12 protein-coding genes are annotated in these 14,569 nt (G+C 46.1%); 11 read left to right on the top strand and 1 reads right to left on the bottom strand.

Going from position 1 to position 14,569, the window contains the following annotated elements; all coding sequences use genetic code 11:
• Nucleotides 1-75: 75 nt before the first annotated feature.
• From queA to AZI85_RS12695, 8 genes are all read left to right on the top strand, one after another.
• Nucleotides 76-1,095 (top strand): tRNA preQ1(34) S-adenosylmethionine ribosyltransferase-isomerase QueA, encoded by a 1,020-nt coding sequence (queA, locus tag AZI85_RS12660; RefSeq protein WP_063244422.1) that lies wholly within the window; start codon nucleotides 76-78, stop codon nucleotides 1,093-1,095.
• The gene (gene tgt / locus AZI85_RS12665; RefSeq protein WP_063244423.1) at nucleotides 1,092-2,207 is read left to right on the top strand and encodes a tRNA guanosine(34) transglycosylase Tgt; all 1,116 of its coding nucleotides are present in this window, start codon (nucleotides 1,092-1,094) and stop codon (nucleotides 2,205-2,207) included. Before queA ends, tgt begins: the two co-directional genes overlap by 4 nt.
• Nucleotides 2,208-2,274: 67 nt before the next feature.
• A complete protein-coding gene (gene yajC / locus AZI85_RS12670; RefSeq protein WP_253696725.1) occupies nucleotides 2,275-2,613 on the top strand; it encodes a preprotein translocase subunit YajC in 339 nt (112 codons plus the stop codon).
• Nucleotides 2,613-4,307 (top strand): protein translocase subunit SecD, encoded by a 1,695-nt coding sequence (gene secD / locus AZI85_RS12675; protein ID WP_063244424.1) that lies wholly within the window; start codon nucleotides 2,613-2,615, stop codon nucleotides 4,305-4,307. Before yajC ends, secD begins: the two co-directional genes overlap by 1 nt.
• A 10-nt stretch (nucleotides 4,308-4,317) precedes the next feature.
• On the top strand, nucleotides 4,318-5,250 hold the full coding sequence (gene secF / locus AZI85_RS12680; protein ID WP_063244425.1) for a protein translocase subunit SecF: 933 nt from the start codon (nucleotides 4,318-4,320) through the stop codon (nucleotides 5,248-5,250).
• A 10-nt stretch (nucleotides 5,251-5,260) separates the two neighbouring features.
• Nucleotides 5,261-6,991: a single-stranded-DNA-specific exonuclease RecJ gene (recJ, locus tag AZI85_RS12685; protein ID WP_063244426.1), complete on the top strand. Its 1,731-nt coding sequence runs from the start codon at nucleotides 5,261-5,263 to the stop codon at nucleotides 6,989-6,991.
• On the top strand, nucleotides 6,988-7,686 hold the full coding sequence (queC, locus tag AZI85_RS12690; RefSeq protein ID WP_063244427.1) for a 7-cyano-7-deazaguanine synthase QueC: 699 nt from the start codon (nucleotides 6,988-6,990) through the stop codon (nucleotides 7,684-7,686). The genes recJ and queC overlap by 4 nt, the downstream gene beginning before the upstream one ends.
• Nucleotides 7,686-8,252, top strand: coding sequence for a DUF366 family protein (locus AZI85_RS12695; RefSeq protein WP_063244428.1), 567 nt, complete (start codon nucleotides 7,686-7,688; stop codon nucleotides 8,250-8,252). Before queC ends, AZI85_RS12695 begins: the two co-directional genes overlap by 1 nt.
• On the opposite strand, the gene AZI85_RS12700 is transcribed toward AZI85_RS12695, so the two are convergent.
• Nucleotides 8,249-8,665, bottom strand: a complete 417-nt coding sequence (locus AZI85_RS12700) for a hypothetical protein (RefSeq protein ID WP_063244429.1) — start codon at nucleotides 8,663-8,665, stop codon at nucleotides 8,249-8,251. The genes AZI85_RS12695 and AZI85_RS12700 overlap by 4 nt on opposite strands.
• A 130-nt stretch (nucleotides 8,666-8,795) precedes the next feature.
• On the opposite strand from AZI85_RS12700, the gene AZI85_RS12705 reads away from it, so the two are divergent.
• The 3 genes from AZI85_RS12705 to AZI85_RS12715 are packed head-to-tail and all read left to right on the top strand — an operon-like array spanning nucleotide 8,796 to nucleotide 14,521.
• Nucleotides 8,796-10,982, top strand: a complete 2,187-nt coding sequence (locus AZI85_RS12705; protein ID WP_063244430.1) for a heavy metal translocating P-type ATPase — start codon at nucleotides 8,796-8,798, stop codon at nucleotides 10,980-10,982.
• Nucleotides 10,983-11,039: 57 nt separating this feature from the next.
• Nucleotides 11,040-13,136: a sensor histidine kinase gene (locus tag AZI85_RS12710; protein ID WP_063244431.1), complete on the top strand. Its 2,097-nt coding sequence runs from the start codon at nucleotides 11,040-11,042 to the stop codon at nucleotides 13,134-13,136.
• On the top strand, nucleotides 13,136-14,521 hold the full coding sequence (locus AZI85_RS12715; protein WP_063244432.1) for a sigma-54-dependent transcriptional regulator: 1,386 nt from the start codon (nucleotides 13,136-13,138) through the stop codon (nucleotides 14,519-14,521). Before AZI85_RS12710 ends, AZI85_RS12715 begins: the two co-directional genes overlap by 1 nt.
• Nucleotides 14,522-14,569 lie beyond the last annotated feature (48 nt).

The raw sequence follows: 14,569 nt of genomic DNA on the forward strand, positions 1-14,569 counted from the left end.
CTACGCTGCAGCGAATGCTGCGCTGAAGTGCAAAAAAGAAGCAGGCACCTTCGAAATATGGTATGAACGAGGCTCATGAAATTGGCAGATTTAGACTTTAGTTTTCCTGAAGAATTGATTGCGACTTCTCCGCAAAGGCCTTCACGCGTGATGTGGGTGGAAGGTGGCGTTCCGCAAGAAATCACCTTGCAAGAGTTGATGGCGCGGATCCCGGCAGGCGATGTTTTGGTTGTTAATAACACGCGTGTTTTAAAGCGCCGGGTGTTTGCCGGGGATGTGGAAATTCTTTTTCTAAAGCAGACTTCGGCTATGGATTGGGAAGTTTTGTTCCCTTCTAAAAAATACAAAGTAGGCGCAAGTTTAGAACTTCCTTTGGGCGTCACCATGACTTTGGTGGAAAAAGGCCGTCCCCAAAAAGTCCGACTGAACCAAGAAGTCAGTGAAGACTACTTTCAGAAAGTGGCCGAGTTGCCACTGCCGCCGTATATTCAAAAAGCGCGTGAGCAGCGTCATACCGTGGATGCGGATGAATCTTGGTATCAAACGGCATGGGCGAAAACTCCCGGAAGTTTTGCGGCGCCGACGGCGAGTTTGCATTTTTCTGCGCAAGACATGGAGGCCTTAAAAGCTAAAGGTGTCGCTCTTTGCGAAGTCACTTTGCATGTGGGCTTGGGCACTTTTTTACCAGTCACTGCCGAAGACTTAAATGATCACGACATGCACGAAGAATACGTGGAAGTTTCTGCGGCTACGTGGGCGGTAGTGAATAACGCTCGTAAAAACGGTCACAAGATTTGGTCCTTAGGAACAACGACCACGCGTTCGTTAGAAAGTGTGGGGAACGGTCTTTTGCAAGGGAATCCAGAAGAAGGCTTCCGTGGATTTACCAAGCTTTTAATTCAACCTGGTTATCAGTTTAGAGTCGTCAATCGCCTCTTAACGAACTTCCATCAACCGCAGTCCACGCTCTTAGCCCTGGTCGCTGGATTTTCTTCCCTGGAAACAGTAAAAGCTTGCTATCACTGGGCTATTGAGCGAAAGTTCCGACTCTTTTCATACGGAGATCTCTCGTGCTGGACGGAAACAAAACAATGACTTTAGGCGAATTCAAAGTTCATCAAACTGCGGGCAACGCACGTCGTGCCACGCTGATGACGGCGCACGGTCCGGTGCAGACTCCGGTGTTTATGGCCGTGGGTACAAAAGCCACTGTGAAAGCCATGACTCCTGAAGAGTTGAAAGAGTGCGGCACTCAAGTTGTTTTAGGAAACACTTATCACCTGCATTTGCGTCCCGGTGAAAAGACGATCGCTAAAATGGGCGGTCTTCACAAATTCATGAACTGGCACGGCCCGATCTTAACGGACTCTGGCGGCTTCCAAGTTTTCTCTTTGTCGCAACTTCGCAATATGTCTGAAGAGGGTGTGGAATTCCGCTCTCACCTGGATGGCGCGAAACATTTTATCTCTCCTGAAAAGAGCATGGAAATCCAAATGGATTTAGGCTCTGACATCATCATGGCTTTTGATGAATGTCTTCAATACCCAGCCACCGAAGAAGAGATCGATAAGTCGATGGCTTTGACGTACCGTTGGTTGTTGCGTTCGCGCGATGCCATGGTTCGTAAAGAAAGTCTGCTTTTCGGTATCGTGCAAGGGGGCCTAAGCCTGAAGCATCGTTTGAAAAGCATGGAGCAAATTTGTTCCGTGGATCTTCCGGGGTATGCCTTAGGCGGATTTAGCGTGGGTGAGCCGATTCATTTGATGCACGAACTTTTACCGAATGTGGCCCCTCAAATGCCGGCAAATAAGCCGCGCTATCTCATGGGAGTAGGGACGCCGACGGATTTAATCATCGCGATTGACTCCGGCATTGATATGTTTGACTGCGTCATGCCTACAAGAGTGGCACGTAACGGAACCATCTTCACATGGAGAGGGAAAGTCAGTATCAAGCGCAGTGAATACCGTGAGGACAGTTCGCCTCTAGATCCAGAATGCGATTGTTATACTTGCCGCAATTATACGAAGTCTTACCTTCGTCACTTATTCTTAAGTGGTGAAATTTTAGGCTCTCGCTTGAACACGATTCACAATATTTATTTCTATATGAAATTGATGGAACGTGCGCGTAAAGCCATCGAGGAAGGCCGTTGGGAAGAGTTCCGCAACGACTGCTTGACGCGATTCGCAAAGAAGGACAGCTAGACTAAAATATTGATTCTTCTCAAGAATAATGCTGAATTTTACTGTCAGTTATTAACTTGGAGGAATCATGTTATTCGGACTTCTTGCATCCACAGCTCATGCACAAACAGCAACAGGCACTCAACCCTCAGCCTTTGAAATGTTTGTGCCGTTTATCTTCATCTTCGTTATTTTCTATTTCCTCATCATCCGTCCTCAAGCCAAAAGACAAAAAGATCACCAAAAGTTTTTGTCAGAAGTTAAACGTGGCGATGAAGTGATCACTTCATCTGGTATCTTGGGTCGCGTGGAAGGCATCACAGACCAATTCGTAACTTTGGAAATCGCTGACGGCGTTAAAGTAAAAATGCTTCGCAGTCAGATTGCAACATCTCAGAAGGCAGCAACAGCAGAGGAAAAGAAATAATGGAAGGACTTCGTTGGAGATCTATTCTCGCAGCACTAGGAGTGGCGGCAGCCATCGTTTGGGTACTACCAAACGTTGTTAATTTCGGTGAAAAGGCATGGTGGCCTTCAAAACAAAAGCTGAACTACGGTTTGGACATCCAAGGTGGTTTGCACTTAGTTATGGGTGTGGACGTAGATGGCGTTGTTTCTGAAAGTACGCACCGTCTTATCACGTCAATGAAAGCGGACATGCAAAAAGAAAATGTCGCTGTCAAAGACGTGAAGTCTGTGAACCCAAATCTGGGTGAAGTGACTATCGATGTGAACGATGCTGCGGGTAAAGCAGCCGTAGAAAAATTCTTGGCAGACAAGTATTCAACAGTACTTCAAGTGATGAGCTCGACGGATACTTCGATCACGACTCGTTACTTTGATGCTTACTTGAATGATTATAAAAACCGCGTGATTCAGCAAGCGATTGAAACTATCCGCAACCGTATCGACGAATTCGGTGTGGCTGAGCCTTCAATCTCTCAACAAGGTGCCAACCGCATTTTGATCCAACTTCCTGGTATGGAAGATGCTGAAAAAGCAAAGCAGTTGATCAATACAACAGCTAAATTGGATTTCATGATCGTTTCAAATGAAAAGTCCCCGCAAGAACTTCAAGCCATGATCGCTGAAGCTGAAAAAGCAGGGAACTATAGCATGACGACAATGAAGTACTCTGATTACGTGACGAAGTTGAATGCAGACCTTGCTTCAAAACTTCCTGCGAAATCTGTTGTTTACTTTGAGAAGTCTGCAAACGCGACAACGATGGAAGCGGGCGCAATCCCTTTCCTTCTTAAAACAGACACAGATTTGGGTGGAGATTCTTTGGATGACGCTTTCGTTGGTTACGACCAATATGGTGCTCCTCAAGTTTCTTTGCACTTCAATTCTGCAGGTTCGAATAAATTCGCGGACCTAACAGGCAACAACGTCAACAGACAGATGGCGATTGTTTTGGATAAAGTTGTGAAATCAGCTCCAAGCATTCGTGACCGTATTGCTGGTGGCCAAGCGGTGATCACTTTAGGTGGTGGTCGTGACCGCAACGGCATGATGGAAGAAGCGAAAATGATTTCAACGGCTCTTCGCGCGGGTGCTTTGCCAGCGTCTTTAGAGCAATTGGAAGAGCGTCGCGTAGGTCCAACATTGGGTGCCGATGCGATTGATAAAGCGAAATTGGGTTCTTACGTAGGCGCGGCGATCATCGTGATCTTCATGTTGGCGTACTATAAAGCTATGGGCGCGGTGGCGAGTCTTTCATTGGGAATCAACGTTCTAGCGTTGTTCGCGTTGATGACAAGCATGGGCTTCACGCTGACTTTGCCGGGTATCGCAGGTATTGCGTTGACGGTGGGTTTTGCGGTCGATGCGAACGTTCTGATCAACGAACGTATTAAAGAAGAGCTTCGTTTGGGGCACGGCCTGAATGTGGCGGTAAAAGAAGGTTATCACCGCGCGATGTCGGCGATCATCGATGCCAACGTAACAACGGCAGCAACTGCGGTTGTGTTGTTGTACTTCGGTACGGGTCCTGTGCGTGGTTTCGCTGTGACTCTATTGATCGGTATCGTGACTTCTATGTTTGCAAACGTGTTTGTATCGAAAGTCATCGTGGATCTTTTGGTTCATAAATTTAAAGTTAAAAAGTTGGCAGTGTAGAAGGTGCAGCATGACTATTAAAAATGATTCTTTCGGACGTTTTGATTTTGTTGGAAAAGCCTGGTTGTTCGGTGGCATTTCCTTGATTTTGACAATTGCATCTTTGATCTACCTTGCGGTGAATGGGATCAACTACGGTATCGACTTTAAAGGTGGTACTGAGATCCAAGTAAAGTTTGCGCAATCAGTGACTATCGAAGATCTTCGTAAATCTATCGATGACCTTAAGCTAGGTGAAGTCGGTGTTCAGTCTTTCGGTGAAGGCAACGAATACATCGTTCGTTTCCAAGGTCGTACTGGTAAAACAGACAAAGAGACCAACGAAATCTTGAATTCGGATCTTGGTAAAATCCGTAACGTGATCACAACTCAGTTTGCCTCCCAAGGCCCTGACATCCGTCGTGTCGACACGGTGGGACCTCAGGTGGGTGCGGAGTTGAAACGTAATGGTGTCCTTGCGGTCTTCTACTGCTTGCTGGTAATCTTGATCTACGTTGCACTTCGTTTCGACTATAAGTTTGCTCCGGGCGCAGTTCTTTGCTTGTTCCATGATGCGGTCATTACTTTGGCTGTTTTCGTGGCGGTAGGTAAAGAAGTGAACGTAGCTATCCTTGCAGCGATCATGACTTTGATCGGTTTCTCTCTGAACGATACGATCGTTGTATTTGACCGTATCCGTGAAACTGAAGGTCACTATCACGATAAGGGCTTTGGCTTCGTTATCAACAGATCTATCAATGAGATGTTGGTTCGTACTTTGATCACTTCAGGAACGACGTTTGTATCTGCCATCTGCTTGTACATCTTTGCAGACGGAACTGTTGAAGATATCGCCTTCGCGATGTGCGTAGGTATCTTCTTCGGAACTTACTCTTCTATCTATGTAGCAGCGCCGCTGGTACTTTTGATGGAAAAGTTGAACCTTAAAAAAGCCAGAGCGTAATAAGGACGGAATGAACCCTTTATGGAAGTCGCGTGATTTAACGATAGAAGCGGAAGTGCCCTCGACAGTCGAAGGGCAATGGCCGCCTCTCATCGGTAAGATTCTTGCGGCTCGAGGGTTCGCGGCTTCTCCCGAAGTGGAGAAGCTTCTTTTTCCGAAGCTCGCGGACTTGAAAGATCCTCTTTTATTAAAGGGGATGTCTCAAGCTCTTGAGCGCCTAGGTCGGGCGTATCTCAATAAAGAAAAAATCTGTATCTATGCGGACTTTGACTTGGATGGAACCTCAGGTCTGGCTTTGCTTAAAACCGGCATGGTCGCTTTGGGTTTTCCTGAAGTTTTGCACTATCAGCCGAAGCGTCTTTCTGAAGGTTACGGATTTCACGTCGCTGCGGTGGAAGAACTTCATAAGCAGGGCGTGAGTGTTATCATCACGGTGGACGTTGGTATCACCGCCCATGCGGCCGTCAATCGTGCAAAAGAATTGGGTGTGGATGTGATCCTCACGGATCATCACTTGCCGGCTGACACCATCCCGAATGCCTTTGTTGTTGTGAATCCGAATCAAGGGGATTGCCCTTCAGAGATGGGTTATCTTTGCGGCGCGGGTGTGGCGTTCTATCTTTTGCGTGGATTAAAACGCTACTTTCAAGATCATGAGCAACTCCCTAAAAATAATTGGGATTTAAAAGAAGTTCTGGATTATTTCACGATTGGGACTTTGACGGACATGGTTCCTTTGGTCGACGACAATCGTGTTCTAGTGAAACATGGTTTGGTTAAATTAGCGGAAACCAAAAAGGCAGGACTTCGAGCTTTACTTGAAGAGTTGGATCTTGTGGATCGCCCTTTGACAAGTCAAGACGTCGCCATCCGCTTTGCACCCAAACTCAATGCGCTTTCGCGTATGGAGTCCGGCGTATTGCCTATTGATATTTTCCTTTTAGATGACGCCGCAAAGGCGCGAAACATGGTTCGTGAAGTTATGAAAAATAACTCCACTCGTGTGCAGCTGCAAAATGACGCCGAGATCGAAGCTCAAGCTTTACTTAAAGAGTGGCCTCATCAAGATTTTGTCTTCGTTGCTTCAAAAACCTTCCATCGCGGCGTGGTCGGACTTATCGCTACGAAGCTCACCCAAGTTTATAATAAGCCGGCTTTTGTGGGATCCGTCGGTGATGATGGCATGATCGTGGGTAGTGCGCGCTTGCCACAGGGTCAAGAGGCCTGCCTGGTCGAGGCGATGTCGAGCGCTCAAGATTTCTTAAGTCGGTTCGGGGGGCACTCGGCCGCGGCGGGATTTGAAATCGCGGAAACTCGCGTGGCTCATTTCATTGAAAAACTGAGTGGCCACTTTTCTGATCTTCGCGAAAAACCGAAGCCATTAGAAATCTTCTATGATGTGGAAGCGAAGCTTTCCGAAGTCGGGGCGCCTTTAATGAAGTGGTATGACTTCGTGGGGCCTTTCGGGACTGGCTTTGCCATCCCATTGATTCATTTTTCAAATATTCAAATTCTATCCAAACGAGAGTTAAAAGGTGGTCACCTGCGTTTAAGAATCGCAGATCCGGATGGGCGCGCCTCTTCAGAAGCGCTGTTATTCACGCCGACACCTCGTCAGTTGGACACTTTGCAAAACGTTCCTGGCTTTTACCATATCTTGGGAGAGCTTCAGTGGAACTACTATGCCGGTCAAAAAACCGTGCAGATTCTTATTCGTGATTTAAAGGTAGCTAGCACATGAAACCAGCAAAAAAAGTCGTTGTTCTTTTGTCGGCGGGTTTAGACTCGACGGTGAACGCATTTGATGCCGTTAAGCACGGCCATGAAATTGTTCTGGCTTTGACTTTCAACTATGGCCAGCGAGCCGCTCAAAAGGAAATCGAATCAGCCGCAAAACTGGCGGCGCACTTAAAGGTTCCGCATAAAGTCGTAGATCTGCCTTGGTTCAAAGATTTCAATAAGTCTTCTTTGTTAGTTGAAGACCAAGCTGTTCCTGTTGGAGCGCAAGTTGAAATCGATAATGCACAAAAGTCAGCGGAGTCGGCAAAATCCGTGTGGGTTCCTAATCGCAACGGGATCTTTTTAAATATCGCCGCGGCTTATGCGGAGGCTTTGGGGGCGACAGCTGTGATTCCGGGATTCAATGTCGAAGAGGCGGCTACTTTCCCGGATAACTCAAAAGAGTTCATGGATACGGCGACGAAGGCGTTGCATTACTCTACGTCCAATCATGTGACAGTGGGTTGTTATACTGTTCACTTGAAAAAAACCGATATTGTTCGCTTAGGACACGGCTTGAAAGTTCCTTGGGAAATGATCTGGCCTTGTTACTTCTCGGGCGAACAGTGGTGTGGGCAGTGTGAATCTTGCCAACGCTCTAAGCGCGCGTTCGCGTCGGCGAATGTGGACGTGAAACATCTGTTTAAGGATTACTAATGAAAACACTTTTTATCGAAAAGAAATTTCCTTACGACGGAACTCAGCTGCATTCGCTGTTTGCTTATCTGGATCATAAAGTCTTAGGACCTTCGATCGTCTCTTGGCAGGGGGCTTGCTCTATCTCTTTTGATCACATGGTGGATGGAGAAGATCTTTTAGAACAAGCGGAGATCAAAGGCGATGAAATGCTTCATTTCATTATCGAAGTCTTTGATCGAGATTTGTTTTCAGGCGTGGCTTTGCAAAGACTTTTTGCTTCGATCGCGCGTGATTACTTGCAAGCCGCATCTTCTGTTTTGGCCGGTAAGTCATTGGTGCGTGATGGGGATGATATTTATCTGGATGATCGTAAGCTGAGTATCAGCATTGCTACGAAGTCACCAGTTTCAGTGATGGTGCATTTTGCGATGAATATCACTAATGACGGAACACCGGTAAAAACTTTGTCTTTGCAGGACTTGAAATTAGATCCTCGAAAAGTCTCCGAGGACCTGATGGCGAAGTTTAAGAAAGAATATGATTCAATAGTCGTGGCGACACAGAAAGTGCGCCCCGTTTCTTAGTGGTGATCGTGAGCGGAAGAAGGTTTTTCTTCCGCGAGTTTAGTTAACGGAAGCTTGTAACTGACTTCGTTTCCGACAGCGCCATCGCGCACGGCTTTCACTTTCAGTTCCCCTTTTAATGGGTACTTCTTCGTAGGCACGCAGTGAAAGTGATTTCCTCCCATGACGGAGCATTTAAAATCCACTTTGTCCTTTCCATTCACGGCAGCAACCTCGATTTTAGAATTCTTGACCGTAGGGTACTTAAATTCCATGTCTAAAAGAAAAATGTGGGCTTCTTGTTTTTCATCTAACATAAGCTCGGTATGAAAGGCTCCGGGCATGCGAATATGTCCGCCGTGAGGGCCTTCCTTGTCTTCGCCATGAGCTAGAGCTATAAATGGTGTCAGAATCAATAGAGATAGTATTTTCATAGTGTTTTCCTCATTTATCAGTCTTTCTAGGAATGAGACGTGGGTTTTGTGACATAAATCTAAATATTTATTTCTGTCACTAAAACCGGGGTGGTCTCCTAATACAGTTCAGAAGACGGGCAGGTTTAAAATGGATGCTGAAAAACTAGATCAAACTGAAAAATCAACAGAACTTCAACTTATGGGTATGACCTGCGTAAATTGCGCGGCCAAGGTTGAAAAGACCCTCAATTCTTTTCCAGATATTAAGGCTTCGGTCAATTTTGCGACCGAGAAAGCGCACGTCGAGTTCTTAGGAAATACCGATGTTTCTCAGCTTTTAAAAGCCATTCAGGATATCGGCTATCAAGCTTATGAAGTCAGTAACGAAATAGAATCCTCCAAGTTTAAAGAAGAGGCTGCGGCGGAATATAAAAAGGAACTTCGTCATTTTATTATTTCTTTAGTTCTGACAATTCCGTTTCTTATCGAAATGGTTTGGATGTTCACAGGAGCACATCACGAGTTTATTCCGCGCTGGGTGCAATTGGTGTTAGCAACCCCAGTTCAGTTCTGGATCGGTTGGAGATTCTATCGCGGTTCTTTCTTTGCCTTAAGATCTAAAAGCGCCAATATGGATGTCTTAGTCGCATTAGGAACATCTATGGCTTATCTTTTGAGCGCCGTGGTGACAGTTTTAAATTGGAAGGATCAACACGTTTACTTCGAGGCCAGCACTGCGATCATCACTTTGATTCTTCTTGGAAAATTAATGGAAAGCCGAGCTAAAGGAAAAACTTCCGAGGCGGTAGAAAGTCTTCTTCGTTTGCAGCCAAAGAAAGCCTTCGTTGAAAAAGATGGGCAGATTATCGAAGTCGCGACTTCAGAATTAAAAGCGGGGGATATCGTCGTTGTTAAAAACGGCGAAGGCGTTCCTGTGGATGGTGTCGTCTCTTCTGGAGAATCTTCGATCGATGAGTCTATGTTAACGGGTGAAAGCATTCCCGTGCAGAAAGTCGCGGGCGACGCGGTTTATGCGGCGACATTGAATCAAGAAGGCACACTAAAAATCAAAGCGACAGGGGTCGGAAGTAAAACTCAGCTAGCGCAGATTATTAAGATTGTGACAACGGCCCAAGGTTCGAAAGCTCCGATTCAAAGAATGGCTGATAAAATTTCAGGCGTCTTTGTTCCCGTCGTTGTTCTTATAAGTATCATTACATTCTTTGCGACTTGGTTCCTTGCAGGGGATCTGACTTCCGCATTTATTGCATCTGTTTCTGTATTAGTCATTGCGTGCCCTTGTGCACTGGGGTTAGCGACTCCGACAGCAGTGGTCGTCGGAATTGGTAAGGGAGCTCAAGCTGGAGTTTTATTCCGCGATGCCAAAGCTTTAGAACTCGCTGAAAAAATCAAAGTCCTAGTTTTAGATAAAACTGGAACTATCACTGAAGGTAAGCCACAGGTGACGGATGTAGTGGTGACGCAGGGATCTCAAGAGGATTTACTTCGTTGGGCCGCAAGTCTTGAAATGGGCTCCTCACATCCATTGGCTCAAGCTATTGTTGATGAAGCCCAAAAGTATGGCCCGTCATTACCTGCAGTGACGAATTTCCGATCCGTCGCGGGCCAAGGGGTCGAAGGTGTGGTTGAAGGGCGACAAATGCGCTTAGGTCGTCCTCATTGGGTGGCCCCGGAATATTCTTTGAACAAAGAAACCCTTTCCCGTCTAGAAGGACAAGGAAAGACCGTAATGACCTTGGCCGATGATTCTCGCGTGCTTGGCTACATTGCTGTGGCTGATAAGATTCGTGAAACTTCGAAAAAGGCCATCGCCGAACTTCAAGAAAAAGGCATTCGCGTGATGATGCTCACTGGGGATAATGAAGGCACGGCCAAAGAAATTGCTGCCCAAGCGGGAATTAAAGAATTCAAGCACAGCGTGAAGCCTGCGGATAAGGCGAGTGTGATTGTTGCATTGAAGCGCCAGAAAAACCGTGTGGCCATGGTGGGCGATGGGATCAACGATGCTCCGGCTTTAGCGGTCGCAGACGTTAGTTTTTCGATGTCTTCAGGGACTGATATTGCCATTGAAACGGCAGACGTGACATTGATGAAAAACGATCTTCAGTCTGTGGTTCAAGCTATCGAACTTTCGGAGATCACTTTAAAGAAAATTCGCCAGAACTTATTCTTCGCCTTTTTCTATAATGTTCTAGGAATTCCGCTCGCAGCACTGGGCATGCTGAATCCGGTCATTGCAGGAGCGGCTATGGCTATGAGTTCTGTGTCCGTGGTAAGTAACTCATTGCTTTTAAAAAGGAAGAGCTTGAGCTAAAACGATGACGCCCTCCTAAAACGTTGACTTCAAAAGGACGCGCTTTAGGATTAAGGCATGACGCGTTTTTCAAGAATGAAGTTTTCGCAGAAGATCTTTTTAGCCATCTTTGGCACTGCTTCATTCTCGGCCCTGATTCTGTGTCTTTCGCTTTATGCGACCCTTTCCCGCTATCAATCCAGTGATTTTGAAGACAGTTACGTCGATCATATGAATCTTTTTGGTAAAGCTTTAGGGCGTATTGAATCGGCTCAAGCGCGTATCGCTCTGAACGCGGCTAAGGCTGTGGAACTTCGTGATCAAGACATTAAAGGGAAGTGGACGAATAAAGATCTTCGGGCTTTAGCTGATGAACTGGGTGTTAGCGAAGTGAACGTTTTCAATCAGGATGGCAAAGCCTTGGCTTATTCCGATGACTTGCCGGAACCTTTGTTCACAGAATTTCCGGATTTACTTACGATCAACTCACTTGTTTATCAAACTCATCTTTTACGTGATTCTGACTCTAAGGTTCGTCACCACACGATTCTGCGCACGAAAGATTTGAATCGTTATATTGAGGCCGCACTTTATTTTGATGCCGTGACACTGCTTTTGAAGGAAATGGCCGAACACGATGTGGATAATCTTGTTATCGAGATGTTCGGGCCCGACGGCAAGAGCTTAGGGCGCATCCAAAAAGAAGACTTCACCGAAGCTTTGGATCTTTCAAAGTCTTTGAGTTTGCAAGACGGCGCTCATTGGGATCAAGGGCGGCTGATTGTTTTAGCTTCTTCAACAAACGCGAATCAAAAAACTTATCGCCTAGCTGCGGTGATTTCAGACCGGTTTTTGCGACAAGGGCTGCAGAAGATTCAAATGACCTTGGCAGTCGCCGCCCTTATTTTAATTTTGATTTCTTGGGTGTTGTCGCAAGCCTTAACTAAAACTTTATTGGCTAAGGTTGAAACCATCCGTTCCTTGCTATCACGAATTACGCGGGACCAGGATTATTCAAAACGTGTGTCTATTGTTGAAAAATCAAAAGATGAGTTGGATGAGCTGGGCGGTAATCTGAATCATATGTTAGAGACCTTGCAGGCCCATCAGTTTCAACTTTTAGGGGCGGAACGCGATAAGGCTCGCGCACAGATCGCGGCGCAAGTGGCTCATGATATTCGCAGTCCGCTGATGAGTATGAATATGGCACTCAGCCAAATCGAAAGTCCGCAAAAAGAGTCGTTGGCGATAATCAAAAGCGCCGTCGCCCGGGTGGCTGGTATCGTACAGAAGCTGTCTTCATTGTCGGCCAAACCCGATGAGTCCGCTAAGACGGAAGAGCCGAAATTAACGCTGATGGAGCCGGTCATCGCAACGGTCGTGAACGAACACCGTGTGCGTAAAGCCGATCATCAAAATTTGATATTTACAGGGATGAGTGCGACTCCGCATCTTTGGAGTGTAGTTCAAGTGAACGAAATCCAAACCGCTCTTTCTAATATGATTAATAACTCCTTTGAAGCGGAAGCGACCGAAGTTCATCTGACTCTTTCCGAACAACCCAAAGCTTGGACGTTGGAAGTGAAAGACAATGGAAAAGGTATTCCGTCGACAATTATCGATAAGATTTTTGAACGCAGCTTTACTTTTGGAAAGGCGACGGGGACGGGACTAGGACTTTTTCAAGCAAAAGCCGCCATTGAATGGAGTGGCGGAACTTTAGAGCTGCGATCAGAAGAAGGCAAAGGGACAACGTTTACTATTCGCATTCCTCGAGAGAAAACTCCGGGTTGGCTGCCTTCCTTGATCGAATTGGCGGATGATCAAACCATTTGTTTTGTAGATGACGACGCCCAAATTTTAGAAAGCTGGAAAGCCAAGGCTCAGGTCGCCTCCCTAAAACAGGCCCATTTCTTTGAAAGTATCGAAGCTTTGGAAAAGGCTTTCCCACTATCTGATTGGCCCCCAACAGCATTGCTGGTGATTGATCAGAATTTAAGTGAGACTAAAAAAGGCCTTGAGGTGATGAGTGCTTTAGCCATCGGCAAAAGAGCTTATCTTTGCACCACGGATTTTGACGAAAAGTGGATTCAAGATCAAGTGCGCAAAATCAATGGCTTCCTGATTCCGAAATTATTAGTCAGTCAGTTTGAAATTAAAGTGAGAGGTTCCTAATGCGTGTTTTGATTGTGGATGACGAAACGCTAGTAAGAAAAACCATGCAATCACAGATCGAATCACCGCATGTGGTTTCGCTCGCGGATTCTATGGAGGAAGCATTAGATATTCTGGACAAGCAAGTGATTGATCTTGCTTTTGTAGATCTGTCTTTAGATGACTCCACGGATCGTATTGGTTTGCAGTTGATTCAAGAAATTGCGAAAAGTCATCCAACGACGGTTGTTGTGGCGATGACTGGTCATGACGAAGGCCCTCTTGTGGAAACATGTATGAAGGCTGGCGCCGTTGATTATCTTCTAAAACCTTTCGATCGCACCACGCTGACTCAAGTTCTGCGCAAGGCTCCGGTGTTGCATCGTCTGCTTCGTCGAAATCAAACTTTGAAACATCAAGCAGGGTCAAAGCTGGTTCAGCACATCAATCTATACACAAAATCACCGGCCTTTAAAGCGGTCCTAGATACAGCCAAAAAAATTCGTGGCGCCAATCAGTCGATCTTGATTCGCGGGGAGAGTGGATCCGGTAAAGAGATCATGGCGCAATATCTGTGGAGTCTTGAAAACGACAGCTCACGTCCTTTTATCGCTGTGAATTGTGGAGCTATTTCGGGGCAGCTCGCAGAGTCGGAACTCTTCGGTCACAAAAAAGGTGCATTCACAGGGGCGACGGAAACTCGCTCAGGGAAGTTTGAAAGTGCGGATGGTGGAGATATTTTCCTAGATGAGTTAGCTACTTTGAATATGGACATTCAAGTAAAGCTGTTGCGTGTTCTTAGTAGTGGCGACATTTATCCAGTAGGACAAGATGTCGGTAAGAAAGTAAATTGCCGTACTATTGCTGCTACGAATGAAAACCTAGAAGAACTTATCAAAGAGAAAAAGTTCCGCGAGGATCTGTTCTTTAGAATTAAAAACTTCACGATCACTCTGCCACCGTTGCGTGAACGCAAAGAAGACATTTTAGATTTAGCGCACGAGTTTTTAAGAAAAGGGAACTATGGCGACAAACACTTTAGCTCTCAGGCGGAGGCTTTGCTCTTAAGCTATTCTTGGCCAGGAAATATCCGTGAATTAAAGTCGGCCGTGGAAGTGGCATCCGTACTTGCAGATGGCAATGAATTGCAACCCGGGGATATTACACCTCACTTGGTTCAGTCCGCGCCGGTGTATGAAGAAGTTCTTAAGAATCATTCGATCACGGAAATTGACGAAAAGGCTTTAGAAGGGCGCTTCAGTCACTTGGTTTCCGAATTTGAATTAAAGCTGATCGACTTTGCTATGCAGAAAAAAGGCTCTGAATCGGCAGCGGCTCGTTATCTAGGGATTCCAAGAAGTACTTTAGGGGATTTACGTCGTCGTTTGGCGGGAATTAAGAAATAGTGTCTTAGAAGGATCTCTGATAATTCTGGAGGTCCTTTTTTTAGCCGC

The sequence above is a fragment of the Bdellovibrio bacteriovorus genome, from assembly GCF_001592755.1.
Classification (GTDB): Bacteria; Bdellovibrionota; Bdellovibrionia; order Bdellovibrionales; family Bdellovibrionaceae; genus Bdellovibrio; species Bdellovibrio bacteriovorus_E.

Coding starts and splice junctions, on each gene's coding strand:
- AZI85_RS12700 (WP_063244429.1), bottom strand. CDS start 8,665: ATGAAAATACTATCTCTATTGATTCTGACACCATTTATAGCTCTAGCT.
- secD (WP_063244424.1), top strand. CDS start 2,613: ATGGAAGGACTTCGTTGGAGATCTATTCTCGCAGCACTAGGAGTGGCG.
- AZI85_RS12715 (WP_063244432.1), top strand. CDS start 13,136: ATGCGTGTTTTGATTGTGGATGACGAAACGCTAGTAAGAAAAACCATG.
- queC (WP_063244427.1), top strand. CDS start 6,988: ATGAAACCAGCAAAAAAAGTCGTTGTTCTTTTGTCGGCGGGTTTAGAC.
- AZI85_RS12695 (WP_063244428.1), top strand. CDS start 7,686: ATGAAAACACTTTTTATCGAAAAGAAATTTCCTTACGACGGAACTCAG.
- AZI85_RS12710 (WP_063244431.1), top strand. CDS start 11,040: ATGACGCGTTTTTCAAGAATGAAGTTTTCGCAGAAGATCTTTTTAGCC.
- secF (WP_063244425.1), top strand. CDS start 4,318: ATGACTATTAAAAATGATTCTTTCGGACGTTTTGATTTTGTTGGAAAA.
- tgt (WP_063244423.1), top strand. CDS start 1,092: ATGACTTTAGGCGAATTCAAAGTTCATCAAACTGCGGGCAACGCACGT.
- AZI85_RS12705 (WP_063244430.1), top strand. CDS start 8,796: ATGGATGCTGAAAAACTAGATCAAACTGAAAAATCAACAGAACTTCAA.
- yajC (WP_253696725.1), top strand. CDS start 2,275: ATGTTATTCGGACTTCTTGCATCCACAGCTCATGCACAAACAGCAACA.
- queA (WP_063244422.1), top strand. CDS start 76: ATGAAATTGGCAGATTTAGACTTTAGTTTTCCTGAAGAATTGATTGCG.
- recJ (WP_063244426.1), top strand. CDS start 5,261: ATGAACCCTTTATGGAAGTCGCGTGATTTAACGATAGAAGCGGAAGTG.